Source organism: Prevotella sp. E13-17 (genome assembly GCF_022024035.1).
Lineage (GTDB): Bacteria > Bacteroidota > Bacteroidia > Bacteroidales > Bacteroidaceae > Prevotella.
In genome coordinates, this window is the sequence record NZ_CP091787.1 from 3,345,634 (window position 1) to 3,359,074 (window position 13,441).

The 13,441-nt window shown below is 53.9% G+C and carries 11 protein-coding genes; 8 read left to right on the forward strand and 3 right to left on the reverse strand.

The genetic code is table 11. The features are described 5' to 3' along the window. Positions 1-73: 73 nt before the first annotated feature. The 3 genes from L6472_RS13185 (at position 74) to L6472_RS13195 (ending at position 4,185) form a co-directional block, all read left to right on the forward strand. Positions 74-391 carry an OB-fold putative lipoprotein gene (locus L6472_RS13185; RefSeq protein ID WP_237805860.1) on the forward strand — a complete coding sequence of 106 codons (318 nt, stop codon included), beginning with the start codon at positions 74-76 and terminating at the stop codon, positions 389-391. 456 nt (positions 392-847) lie between these two features. Further along, positions 848-2,989: a GH92 family glycosyl hydrolase gene (locus tag L6472_RS13190; protein WP_237805863.1), complete on the forward strand. Its 2,142-nt coding sequence runs from the start codon at positions 848-850 to the stop codon at positions 2,987-2,989. 41 nt (positions 2,990-3,030) lie between these two features. After that, entirely contained in the window at positions 3,031-4,185 is a 1,155-nt protein-coding gene (locus L6472_RS13195; protein WP_237805865.1) for an esterase, read from the forward strand. 64 nt (positions 4,186-4,249) lie between these two features. On the opposite strand, the gene L6472_RS13200 is transcribed toward L6472_RS13195, so the two are convergent. Together L6472_RS13200 and L6472_RS13205 are read right to left on the reverse strand one after the other, a co-directional pair. After that, complete coding sequence (locus L6472_RS13200) at positions 4,250-5,215, reverse strand: endonuclease/exonuclease/phosphatase family protein (RefSeq protein WP_237805867.1); 966 nt, start codon at positions 5,213-5,215, stop codon at positions 4,250-4,252. Positions 5,216-5,260: 45 nt separating this feature from the next. After that, positions 5,261-6,556 carry a DUF2851 family protein gene (locus tag L6472_RS13205; protein ID WP_237805869.1) on the reverse strand — a complete coding sequence of 432 codons (1,296 nt, stop codon included), beginning with the start codon at positions 6,554-6,556 and terminating at the stop codon, positions 5,261-5,263. A gap of 106 nt (positions 6,557-6,662) precedes the next feature. On the opposite strand from L6472_RS13205, the gene dapB reads away from it, so the two are divergent. The 5 genes from dapB to L6472_RS13230 are packed head-to-tail and all read left to right on the forward strand — an operon-like array spanning position 6,663 to position 12,537. Then, positions 6,663-7,376, forward strand: coding sequence for a 4-hydroxy-tetrahydrodipicolinate reductase (gene dapB, locus L6472_RS13210; protein ID WP_237805871.1), 714 nt, complete (start codon positions 6,663-6,665; stop codon positions 7,374-7,376). 3 nt (positions 7,377-7,379) lie between these two features. Beyond that, positions 7,380-8,873 carry a signal peptidase I gene (lepB, locus tag L6472_RS13215; RefSeq protein ID WP_237805873.1) on the forward strand — a complete coding sequence of 498 codons (1,494 nt, stop codon included), beginning with the start codon at positions 7,380-7,382 and terminating at the stop codon, positions 8,871-8,873. A gap of 9 nt (positions 8,874-8,882) precedes the next feature. Next, positions 8,883-9,434 carry a signal peptidase I gene (gene lepB / locus L6472_RS13220; protein WP_237805875.1) on the forward strand — a complete coding sequence of 184 codons (552 nt, stop codon included), beginning with the start codon at positions 8,883-8,885 and terminating at the stop codon, positions 9,432-9,434. Continuing rightward, positions 9,431-10,036, forward strand: coding sequence for a WbqC family protein (locus L6472_RS13225; protein ID WP_237805877.1), 606 nt, complete (start codon positions 9,431-9,433; stop codon positions 10,034-10,036). Before lepB (L6472_RS13220) ends, L6472_RS13225 begins: the two co-directional genes overlap by 4 nt. 20 nt (positions 10,037-10,056) lie before the next feature. Beyond that, the gene (locus L6472_RS13230; protein ID WP_237805879.1) at positions 10,057-12,537 is read left to right on the forward strand and encodes a glycoside hydrolase family 2 TIM barrel-domain containing protein; all 2,481 of its coding nucleotides are present in this window, start codon (positions 10,057-10,059) and stop codon (positions 12,535-12,537) included. A gap of 40 nt (positions 12,538-12,577) precedes the next feature. On the opposite strand, the gene upp is transcribed toward L6472_RS13230, so the two are convergent. After that, positions 12,578-13,234: a uracil phosphoribosyltransferase gene (upp, locus tag L6472_RS13235; protein ID WP_237805881.1), complete on the reverse strand. Its 657-nt coding sequence runs from the start codon at positions 13,232-13,234 to the stop codon at positions 12,578-12,580. Positions 13,235-13,441 lie beyond the last annotated feature (207 nt).

Genomic DNA, 13,441 nt, shown 5'->3' on the forward strand with positions numbered 1-13,441 from the left:
AAAAAAGCGGGTGACGAGGCAGTAAGTAATAAGGCAACCATTTGTATTATATTCAGGATAAAAACCATTAAACATGTACCAAACAAAATTTAGTGCGGCAGATCTTCATGCGGCATTTGTGAACGATAGGAACAGAGCCTACAAGGTGTTTTTCAACGAACAGATAGAAGTGACCGGCCAGATTTCCTATATTGGTCCCGACCGTTACGACCGTCCATCCATCGAGATGGGAGGCAACCACTACAATGGCTCACAGGTGGTCTTCATCTTCGCTTCTGGCTACGACAAGAACGTCAACGTGGAGAAAAGCCAGAACGTCACCATCTCAGGCGAATGTCGCGGCGCCCTTCAGAACGGTACCGTGGTGATCGAGAACTGCAAAATCTTGTAGTCTGCAAGACATATTCCATTGGAAAGATGTGATGAACATGCCCCACATGCTCATCACATCTTTTTTTGTTGGCACTCTAAACCGACAAAAGCAGTCCTTTCGACGAGCAACAGCGGCACTCTGACCATACAATAGTGGCACTTTGATCATGCTATAGTGGCACTCTTGAACTGTATCCAGCCCTTAGAAAGGGTGATTCCAGCCCCTGACAATGGTAAATCCAGCCCTTAGAACGTGCGATTCCAGCCCCCAGAAATGCCATTTCCAGCCCCTGGAATCCACATCAAAGCTTAACAATGGCATGCCGAAAGTCATGGTATTGCGGTCTGACAGCGGTGGTTTTGCCCCGTCATTTCGGCTATTTTCTTAACTTTTCTCAAAAGCTTTGGTAGTCTCGTGCAAAAGACTTAACTTTGTAGCATCTAAAACTAAATAGTAATGATTAAAAACCTTGACATGAGAAAATTATTCGTATTCTCTGCAATTTTTGCATCTACCTGCATGGTGTCCATTGCAGCAATGGCACAACGACTGACGTCTTTTGTTGATCCCTATATCGGCTCGGGCGGCCACGGCCACGTGTTCGTGGGTGCCAACGTGCCCTTTGGCATGGTACAACTGGGTCCCACCGAGAAATCGCGCGGCTGGGACTGGACGTCGGGCTATCACTATAGCGACTCTATCATCGTGGGCTTTGCCCACCTGCACCTCAGCGGCACGGGCTGTGGCGACCTGGGCGACCTGGCTTTGCTGCCTGTCAACAACGTGCAGCAGCGCGACATCCACTTCAAGCACAACCAGGAGACGGTGGCTCCAGGCTACTACCGCCTGAAGACCAGCGACGTAGATGTGGAGCTGACCAGCACCAAGCGTGTGGGCATGCACCGCTATACGTTCAGCGGCAAGAACGGTCTGCTGCGCATAGACCTGAACGAGGGCATCGGCGACGAGCTGACAGCTGCTGACCTGCGTCAGGTGGACGACTGCACGCTGGAGGGCTATCGCAAGTCGCGCGGCTGGGCTCCACGTCAGGAGGTGTACTTCACCATCACGTTCAATGCGCCCGTCCGTCTGTGGGAGCCTCGTCCCGGTGAAGGCATCGTGGACCTGAAAGACACCAGCCGTCCTGTGCTGGTCAAGGTGGCCCTGTCGCCCGTGAGCAGCGAGAAGGCACGTCAGAACATGATGGCCGAGCTGCCCGGTTGGGACTTCGACCAGGTGCGCCGCGATGCCGATGCTGCCTGGGAGCGCGAGCTGAGCCGCGTAAACATTGAGACCAGCAATGCTCAAGACAAGAAGATTTTCTATACGTCGATGTATCACCTCATGGTGGCTCCCTCGGAGTTCTGCGATGTCGATCGTCAGTATCGCGGCAGCGATGGTCGGGTGTATGATGGTGACTTCACCAACTACACCACCCTCTCGCTCTGGGACACCTATCGTGCCTTCCACCCCCTGATGACGCTCATCTATCCCGAGTTGCAGGCCGACTATGCCGAGACATTCATCAAGATCTTCGAGCAGCAAGGACGCCTGCCCATCTGGCACCTGTGGGGCTCAGAGACCGACTGCATGGTGGGCTCTTCGGCCGTGCCCGTGCTGGCAGACCTGGCGCTGAAGGGCTTCGTGCGCAATCCCGAGCAGGCCTTCAATGCCATGAAAGTCTCGCAGTTGCAAGACGTGCGCTCGCTGGGACTGCTGAAGCAATATGGCTATATCCCCTATGACAAGGAGCCTGCCAACGAGACCGTGGCCAAGGCTCTGGAGTACTGTCTGGACGAAGACGGACTGGCACGTCTGGCCAAGAAGCTGGGTCACGAGGACGACTACCGCTACTTCTTCGACCGCAGTCGCTCGTACAAGAAATATTTCGACCGCGACATTCAGTTCATGCGCGCGCTGGGCAGCAACGGACAGTTCCGCCCGGAGTTCGACCCCATCAAGGTGATTCATCGTGCCGACGACTATACCGAGGGCAATGCTTGGCAGTACACTTGGCTGGTGCCCCACGATGTGCATGGACTCATCAGCCTCTTCGGCGGCGAGAAGCAGTTCATCAAGAAGCTCGACGAGTTCTTCGTGACCGAAGGTGACATGGGGCCCGAGGCCTCGCCCGACATCAGCGGCTTCATTGGCCAGTATGCCCATGGCAACGAGCCCAGCCACCACATCATCTACCTCTACAACTACGCCGGTCAGCCCTGGAAGGCTGCCCCCAAACTGCGCTATGTGATGCGCAAGCTCTATCATGCAGAGCCCGACGGACTTTGCGGCAACGAGGACGTCGGTCAGATGTCGGCCTGGTACATCCTGTCGTCACTCGGCCTCTATCAGGTGGAGCCCAGCGGTGGCCGCTTCATCATGGGCACCCCGCTGTTTGCCAAGGCCCAAGTGAACGTGGGCAACGGCAAGACGCTGCAAATCACGGCACGCAACCTGAGCGACAAGAACATCTACGTACAGGGTGTGCGCCTCAACGGCAAGAAATACACCAAGACCTACGTGGACTTCGACGTGCTGCGCCAGGGTGGCACCCTCGAGTTCCTGATGGGTCCACGACCCTCGAAATGGGGCACAGCCGTTGCCGACCGCCCATGACCTGAATTGTTTTTGAATCCCAACTTAACACGCATTGAAGCATGAACCGACTACTTATCCTATCAGTTGCCTGCCTGTTGGCAGTCTCTGCAACAGCCCAACAGGCATTGGGCATGCGCCCCAACGTGAAATCGCCCGTTGTGAACAACGACGGCAGCGTGACATTCAACTTCTACGACCCCACGGCTCAGGAGGTGAGCGTGACAGGCGACTTCGAAGAGATTCACTGGAAGACACTGCCCATGACAAAGCAGGAGAACGGTGTGTGGACCGTCACCACTAAGACACTGAACCCCGAACTCTACTCCTACAGCTTCAGCGTAGATGGACAGCGCATCGTGGATCCTGCCAACAGCTATGTGAACCGCGACATCTCGACACTGAGCAACTTCCTGATTGTGACAAAGAGCGACAGCGACAAAGGACATCTCTACCAGGTGAACGACGTGCCTCACGGAACCTTGGCACGCGTGTGGTACGACAGTCCGACGCTGGGACAACAGCGCCGCATGACCATCTATCTGCCGGCTGCCTACGACGGCAAGAAGCGCTTCCCCGTGATGTATCTGCTACACGGACATGGGGGCGACGAGACGGCCTGGGGCGACCTGGGGCGCACCTCGCAGATCATGGACAACCTGATAGCCGAAGGTAAGTGCGTGCCCATGATTGTGGTGATGCCGAACGGCAACCCCACCTGCAATGCGGCACCCGGCTGGTGGCACGAGGGACTGTACACGCCCGATGGCAACGCCTTCAACGAGCGTGGCGCCAAGGCATCGATGGAAGAGAGTTTCATGGACATCGTGAACTTCGTGGACCGTCACTACAAGACCATCCGCAAGCGCTCGGCACGTGCCGTGACCGGTCTGTCGATGGGCGGCGGCCACACGTTCAACATAGCCCGTCTCTATCCCGAGACGTTCGACTACTACGGCTTGCAGTCGGCTGCCGCCCGCATGAACCACCATGGCGACAAGCTGGACAGCGAGATGGCTCGACTCTTTGCCTCGAAGCCCAAGCTCTACTGGATAGCCATCGGCAAGGAGGATTTCCTCTTCCAGATGAACAGCGACCTGCGCCGCTATCTGGATGCCCACAAGTATCCCTACGAATACTACGAGAACGATGGTGGACACATCTGGCGCAACTGGCGCATCTACCTGACGCTCTTTGCACAGAAGATTTTCAAATAAGACATGAAGAGGGGACTTCCGCAGTGGAAGTCCCCTCTTCATGTCTTGTTTTCGTTGTTCCCGACTATCGGTTCAGTCTGACAAACACAGGATAGTGGTCTGACGGCAATCTCTTGGTGTACTTGCTGAAGTCTATCTCCTGAGGAGCATGCGCCCCTTTCTGCTTCGTCTGCGATGCCTCGTTGGGCGTCCAGTAGGCGTTGGTCAGCACGCCATAGCGCTCGACGCTGAATGAGGGCGACACAAAGACATGGTCAATGCGACTGTCGGTCTTCAGCTCGGGGTCGAAGGCATTGAAAGTGCCGTTCTCGGCAAAGCGCCAGGCGGCATGTTCGTAGCTGTCCTTCAGGATGCCAGAGGAGGTGAAGATGGTGTAAATCTCGTTGGTCTGGTCCACGTTGAAGTCGCCCGTCAGGATGACTGGCTCACCCTTGGCAATGTCGCGGATGCGGCTCACCACCAGCTTGGCGCCCTCACGGCGTGCCACGATGCCCACATGATCCATGTGGAGGTTGAAGAAGAAGAAGGTCTTCTTGCTCACCTGATCCTTGAACTTGCCCCATGTGCAGATGCGCGTACAGGCAGCATCCCATCCCAGGCCGGGCTTCTCGGGGGTCTCAGACAACCAGAAGTCGCCATGATCCAACACCTTCAGTCGCTGCTTGTCGAAGAAGATGCACTCATGCTCGCCACCACTCTTTCCATCCTCGCGTCCCACACCGATATAGTCGTAGTCGGGCAGTTGAGCCAGCATATCGTCCAACTGTGAGCGCAGCACCTCCTGTGTGCCGAAGATGTCGGGATGCTCGAAATTCAGCTGACCACAAATCACCGGACAACGCTGCACCCAGCCATTGCCCTGACGGGCATCACCGTCGTTCTGGTTGCGAATGTTGTAGCTGCCCACATACAACTGCTGAGCCACTGCGCCAGTGACGGCCAGCAGGAATGTCACCAAGACCAGCAAACGGCCTATTGCAAACCCTCCTGAAAGGAGAAACTTGCCGGGAATCATCTTTTTTGTTTCCATTTTTACTTCCTATTATAATGATCTTTCAGATAATGTTTAATCTGCCTATTTCTGCTTGAGGTATTCGAAGCCGATACGACAACGCAGACAGTCCTTGCGGTCGCAATACTCCTTCTTGAGTTGAATGAGCGCCTGCGACTCGCCAGCGGTGGTCACCTCCAGACCGCACTCCTTCCACATGGTGATGATGTGGTTGCGCTCAGCACCCAACTGTTCCAGAATGTCAAAGGCACGGTCGCACAGCTCCTCCTTCTGACGGTGGCGGCCCACGGCAAAGAGCATGGGCACAGCCGTATTGATGATGAGCAGATTCATAGACGACACAGACACGTGCTTGGCGCTCTTCGTACTCTCTGACCCAAAGGTGTAGTGCGTCTCCCAGTAAGGTGTGACGTGCGTGGCCAGCAACTGTCGCAACTGTTCCACCGACTCACACTCGAGCAGGGCGCTCAGGCCTGCCCGTCGCTCGTAGTAGAGGTTGGCCAACTGCGAGATGCGCACATGAGGGAAGTTCTGCGGACGCAGGCGCAGGAAGCGCCATGCCGAAGGGTTCATCGGTGTCAGCGAGAACTTATGTGCCAGATAGGTGTATTCGTTTTTCAGCTTGTCGAAATAGCCCTCCTGCAGCGCCGTTTCGTGGTAGCGCGTAGGAATAGTATCAAGGCTCAGCAGTCCAGCTTGCCCCATGAAGATGGCTTCAATCTGGAAGAGGTCGTCGCGATGTTTTCCCACGGCATTCAACGGCACGTATTGTGCCCACTGCTCGAAAGCTTCGCCATTGATGCCGAAACCGAAGTTGCGTGCCAGCGTCGTGAAATAGGCGTCTTCCCACGACCCATTGCAGTGCTCCACACGCTGGGCGATGGCCTGTGTCTTCTGTTCTAATCGCTCGGTCTGTAAGGCAGCCATCCAGGAATGGACGGTGAGACGGCTCAAGTCGGGAATGATGCGATAACACGGGGGATACATGTCGGTGGCCAGCAGTTGGCGATAGCCGGTGACCACAGACTCGGGCACCGTGATGACCAGCTGTGGGAGCCAGAGCCCACTCTCGGTTTGCACCTCGCGGTCGGCTTCTGCCACCACGTGCAGCACCACATTGTTGTAGTGGGCATCATGATCGTGTCCGTGCAGATACCAATCGCTGGAACGCTGGTGTATCTCCACATTGCCGACCCACAGCGTGTCATCTATCTTCACCTTGGCATTGAAGAAGTCGGGGCCCGCATGATGGTTGTGCAACCCCACGTCAATCACCTCGACAAGACGTCCGTCGGTGGTTCGTAGCTCTTTCAGGGGCAACAGCTTGTGTTTCCAAGTGTAGTGCAACAGTCGTTCCATGGATGATTTTTAGTTTTTGTGGTGCAAAGGTATAAATAATTCTTAATTATGTCCTTAATTCGTAGATTTTTTTTATCTTTGCACCCGTATTAATACAAATTATTATATGAAGATTGCTTTGATAGGCTACGGCAAGATGGGTAAAATGATTGAAGAAATAGCCATCAGCCGAGGCCATGAAATTGTGAGTGTCATCGACATTCAAAATCAACAGGACTTTGACAGTGAGGCCTTCGCATCAGCGGATGTGGCCATCGAGTTTACGAACCCCACCGCAGCCTTTGGCAACTACCAAAAAGCATGGAGCAAAGGCGTAAAAGTGGTGAGCGGCTCAACAGGTTGGATGAAAGAGCACGGCGACGAGGTGAGAAGCGCCTGCGAGAACGGCAAGACGCTGTTCTGGGCCTCTAACTTCTCGATTGGCGTTGCCATCTTCTCGGCCGTCAACCGATATCTGGCTAAGATTATGAACCAGTTCCCACAGTACGACGTGGAACTGGAAGAGACGCACCATGTGCATAAGCTGGACCATCCCAGCGGAACAGCCATCACCCTGGGTGAGGAAATCGTTGAAGCCCTCGACCGCAAGGAGGCATGGGCTGAAGACACCACAGACCCTAAGTTGCTCAGAATAGACCATATCCGTCGCGGCGAGGTGCCTGGCATCCATACCATTCGTTACGACAGCGATGCCGACATGATCAGCATCACACACGATGCACACTCGCGTCGCGGTTTTGCGCTGGGAGCAGTGCTGGCTGCAGAATACACCAAAGAACACACGGGACTGCTGACCATCAGCGACATGTTTAAATTCTAACGCATGGAAAAAAGAGAAAAGAAAAAACTGAATATGAAGGTGCAGTGGACCAAGTTCGTGATTGTCATGATCTTGTGGTTACTGTTTCTCTATTGGCTGGAATCATGGCTGGGCCTCATCGTAGTGCCCTTCATCTATGATGCCTATATCTCAAAGAAAATCAACTGGCAGTGGTGGAAGGATGCCGAAGGCCCCACAAGGTTTGTCATGTCGTGGGTCGATGCCATCGTCTTTGCGCTGGTGGCCGTCTATTTCATCAACCAGTTCTTCTTTCAAAACTACGTCATCCCCTCTTCTTCACTGGAGAAGTCGCTGCTGACAGGCGACTACCTGTTTGTGTCGAAGGTGAGCTATGGTCCACGCATACCGGAAACGCCACTCACAGTGCCCCTGACGCAGCACACACTGCCCATCGGCAACATGAAGTCGTACGTGGAGTGGCCCCACTGGGACTACCGCCGCGTGAAGGGCCTCGGCAACGTGGAGCTGAACGACATCGTGGTGTTCAACTACCCCGCTGGCGACACCATCTGTGCATTCATGCAGACGGAATACTATCACTTGTGCTATGGCTACGGTCACGGCATCTATGAGCAACTGCACCCAGATGCCGTGAGCATCGACTCTCTGTCAAAGGCCGACCAGCTGAAACGCTTCGAGGAGATCTACTACCTGGGCAGCCAGTACATTCGCCAGAACCATGCTTCGTTTGGCGATATTGACACACGTCCCACCGACCGTCGCGAGAACTACGTCAAGCGCTGCGTGGGACTGCCCGGACAGACTCTGCAGATTGTAGATAAGGTGATCTATCTGGACGGCAAGCCCAACAAGGAGCCCGACAATGCGCAGTTCCAGTATGACGTACAATTCGTGGAGCACGCCAAACTGACCGACGAACTGCTGAAGGAACTACATATCACGATAGAAGACCTGAACCTGACATCGGCAGACCGTGGTTCGCTGAACAGCAACGGCTACGTGCAACTGCTCTATTCGCACGTTATCATGCCAATGACTAAGGCCACCTACGAGGAGCTGAAGAAGCGCAAAGACCTGGTGGTCAGCATCACGCCGGTGAGAGGCGGAGACACCTGGGACATCTACCCACAGAACGGCAACTACCACTGGACACGCGACAACTACGGACCGGTGTGGATTCCTAAGAAGGGGGAGACCATCGACCTGACGCTCGACAACATTGCCATCTACGAACGACCCATCAAGATCTACGAGAAGAACGACCTGCAGATTCGTGACGGCAAGATCTTCATCAACGGCGAGGAGACCAAGCGCTACACCTTTAAGATGGACTACTACTGGATGATGGGCGACAACCGTCATAACTCAGCAGACTCGCGCTACTGGGGCTTTGTGCCCGAGGATCATATTGTGGGCAAGCCCATCTTCATCTGGTGGTCGAAAGATCCTGACCGAGGACTCATCTCGGGCATACGCTGGAACCGACTGTTCCGAATGGTTGATAATATCAAATAAAAATATAGTGTGAGTAGAAGGAATCTGGTTCGTTTCCTATTGGCGCTTGCAGTTGCCTTTGTCCTGATGCTGGTCTTCAGGACCACTGGCGTTACGATGTGCACCATAGAAGGAGACGGACTGGAACCTACGCTCATGAATGGCGACCATGTGTTGGTGAACCGCTGGAGCTACGGTCTTCGCATTGGAGGAACAGACAAGCTGTTCAGCTATGGTAGATTAGGCCGACAGGACGTGAAGCGAGGTGACCTGATTGCCTTTGAAGACCCATCGGACTCTATCAACAGGCGAATGCTCATCTGCCGCTGTAAGGCTTTGCCCGGCGACACCGTCAGCACAGAAGAGGGAATGGTGGTGGTGCCAAGTCTGAAAGACTGTGCAGACCGCGACTACTACTGGGTGGAGTCGCTGCATAGCGGAAACGCGAAAGATGCCCCCACACAGGGATTCATTGCCGAGGAATACATCATCGGACGCGTCTGCATGGTTGTCTATAGTCGCGACACCGAAGAGCCTGTGCACAGAGGATGGCGCTATTACAGAATGTTTATTCCACTATGAGAAAGGCACTTTTGGCTACAACTTATTTCGGACCGGTACAATGGTATCAGAAGCTGAACCGCTACGACGAGGTTGAAATCGAACAGCATGAGTCGTTTCAGAAGCAGACCTACCGCAACCGCTGCATGATTGCCACGACTCAGGGGGTCCAGGCATTGTCCTTTCCTGTGGAACACGACGCCGACGACCGCATCTCCAACATGCGACTGAGCGACCACGGCAACTGGCGACATGTGCACTGGCAGGCTATTGCATCGGCCTATGGCGACTCGCCATTCTTTGAATACTATGAAGATGACATCAGACCGTTTTTCTTTGAGAGAAACTGGGAACGCCTGATAGACTATAACGAAGCCATCGCACAGACCATGTGCGAACTGCTAGACATCCATCCCGCAGTACGTCGCACGGAGCAATATGCGGCCAACAGCGACGCGGATGATTTCCGCGAGGTGATACGCCCCAAACGACCACTGCCAGATGCTGACTTTAAGGCAAAGCCCTACTATCAGGTCTTTCGGGAGAAACATGGTTTCCTGCCGAACCTGAGCATCTTGGACCTGCTGTTCAATATGGGACCGGAGTCGATATTCTACTTGTAACAATAAAAACATCAAACTATATGAAAACGAGCCTACTAACTTCCTTTCTGACACTTCTTTGTGTCTCTGCATCGTGGGCACAGCCCCGACAGGAAATCAATCTGCAAGACAACTGGCAATTCTCGCACGACGGCACGACATGGGAAACCGTCAGCGTGCCGCACGACTGGGCTATCAGCGGACCCTTTGACAAGAAATGGGACCTGCAGGTGGTAGCCATTGAACAGAATGGCGAGAAAGAGGCTACAGAGAAAAGCGGACGCAGCGGGGCGTTGCCTTGGATTGGCGAGGGCCACTACCGCCGTACGTTTACGATTCCAAAAGATTTCAAGGGACATGCCGAACTGCTGTTCGACGGCGCAATGGCCGAACCGAAGATGACCGTCAACGGGCAGCAGGCTGGCTATTGGCCCTATGGCTATAACGCGTTTCGTGTGGATATCACGAAACTGATTACACCGGGCGAAAACCAACTGGCGGTGGACCTTCAGAACATGGAGGAGAGCTCGCGCTGGTATCCCGGTGCCGGCATCTATCGGCCGGTGACCCTGATTCTCACGCCGCAACAGGCGCGCATTGATGACTGGGGCATCACCACCAAGACAGAGTTGCACGCCATGAAAACGAAAAACGGGCACGACGTGACGAAGTTTACGGTCGAGGTGCCTGTGGCTGACGGTCAACTGCCTGTCACGATGGAGCTCATTGCGCCCAACGGAGAAGACCATACATTTGTGAGTCCTGCACCTATGCGCAAGGGTACATCAACGGCAGTGGGCACCTTCATGATTCCCAACGCCAAGCTGTGGACTCCCGAGACGCCCGACCTCTATACACTACGCATCACGCTCTTCGATGGTAAGGGCAAGCCCAACGTGTATGATGACTTCGGCAAGGTCATCGACCAGAAAACCATGAAGGTGGGACTGCGCACAGTCAAAGTGTCGAAAGAGGGCGGCTTCCAGCTGAATGGCGTGACACGCAAGCTGAAAGGTGTCTGTCTGCACCACGACCTGGGACCACTCGGTGCTGCGGTCAACAAGGCGGCGCTGATACGTCAAATTAAGATGATGAAGGAGATGGGCTGCGACGCCATCCGTACAGCCCACAACATGCCGAGTCAGATGCAGATGAACGTGTGCGACTCGCTGGGTATGATGGTGATGGCCGAGAGCTTCGACATGTGGATTTATCCTAAGTGTAAGAACGGCTATGCCCGTTTCTTTAAGGAGTGGGCCGACCGCGACATTGAGAATCTGGTGCGTGCCAACCGCAACCACCCCAGCATCGTGATGTGGAGCATTGGCAACGAGATACCCGAGCAGTGGTCGAAGGAAGGCACGGAGATAGCTGCTCATCTGCAGAACCTGTGTCACCGCTTAGACGCCACACGTCCTGTCACACAAGGCATGGATCGTGCAGAATCAGCGCTTGGTAGCGGTTTCGCTCAGGTCATGGATGTACCTGGCTTCAACTATCGTGTGCATAAGTACAATAACAACATCAAACTGCTGCCACAGGGCTTTTTGTTGGGTTCCGAAACAGCATCAACAGTTTCGTCGCGCGGCGTGTATAAGTTTCCTGTGGTGCCTCAGGCTGCCGACAGCCGAGAGGGAAAGGCGTTCCATCAGGACGGGCAATGCTCTTCGTACGACGTTGAATGGTGCTCATGGAGTAACTTGCCCGACGACGACTGGGTGTGGCAGGACGATAAAGACTGGGTCATCGGTGAGTTCGTATGGACGGGTTTCGACTACCTGGGTGAACCAACGCCCTATGATGAGTACTGGCCCAGCCGCAGCAGCTACTTCGGCATCTGCGACTTAGCAGGACTGCCCAAAGACCGTTATTTCCTGTATCGCTCGCACTGGCGCAACGATGCGCACACCATCCATTTGTTGCCACACTGGACATGGGGCAAGGAGCGCATCGGACAGACGACGCCCGTCTATTGCTATACCGACTACAACGAAGCAGAGCTCTTTGTGAACGGCAAGAGTCAGGGACGCATCAAAAAGAATACAAAGGAGCGCCTGGACCGCTATCGCCTGCGCTGGAACAACGTGAAATACGAGCCTGGCAAAGTGAAAGTGGTGGTCTATGACGAACAGGGAAATGTGGCTGGAGAACAGACCGTCAAGACAGCCGGTAAGCCCGCTATGCTGCAAGCTGACGTATGGACACAGAACGGCAATAACACGCTGAAAGCCAACGCCAACGACCTGGCATATATCACCCTGACACTCACCGACAAAGATGGCAACCTGATTCCCGACGCCACTGACCAACTGACCTTCGAGGTGGCAGGTGCTGGTACATTTAAGGCCGTCTGCAATGGTGATGCCACCTCGCTGGAATCGTTCACCGCTCCAACCATGAAACTCTTTGCCGGTCAACTGGTTGTAGTCGTACAAGCAGGCAAAACAAAAGGTCAGATTGCACTTACGGTCAAAGACCAGCAGCGCAAGCTGACCAAGAGAATCGTCATCCCCGTTATCTAATAAAAAACCCCTCCTGCTCGGGAGGGGTCAGGGCTGAGTTTTATAATTTCTCTCCATAACAAAGGTCACCGCAGTCACCGAAGCCTGGAACGATGTATTTCTGCTCGTTCATGCCTGGGTCGATGGCGGCGCACCAGAGTGAGGTGTCCTCGGGCAGGTTGCTCTTCAGCATCTCAACACCTTCGGGCGTGCCAATCACACAGGCAATATGCACACTGGCGGGCTTGCCGGTCTTCAGCAAGGCCTGATAGGCAGCCACCATCGAACCTCCGGTGGCCAACATGGGGTCAACGATGATGAGCGTCTTGCCCTTGACCGATGGCGAAGCCAGATACTCGGTATGTACGCCCACCTCGGTATGCTCACGGTTGGTGTACATACGATAGGCAGAAACAAACGCATTTGATGCGTGGTCGAACACCTTGAGGAAGCCTTCGTGGAAGGGCAGTCCGGCACGCAGAACGGTGGCCAGAACGACCTCGTCTTTGATCAGGGGAATATCGATAGTTCCTAAAGGTGTGGTAACCGTTTTTGATTTATAGGTTAACGATTTAGAAATCTCGTAAGCCATCATTTCGCCAATGCGCTCAATATTATTGCGAAACAGCAAACGATTCTTCTGATAGCTCTTGTCGCGAATTTCAGCCATGAAATGATTCATGACAGAATTCTGTTCACTGAAATTAATGATGTTCATAGTGTAAGCTTTAAAATTGAGAGCAAAGGTACAAAACCCATTTTAATTTTGTAAACTCTGCGTGCCAAAAAAGCAACGAAACACTTTATTTTTTGATACTTTAACCAAAAAAAGGTTTGTGCGCGCACAAATTAATAGCAATTCCCAAGTAGCAATTCTGATTTTATTAGTAACTTTGCACCCGTAACAAGAATCACACATAGTAAT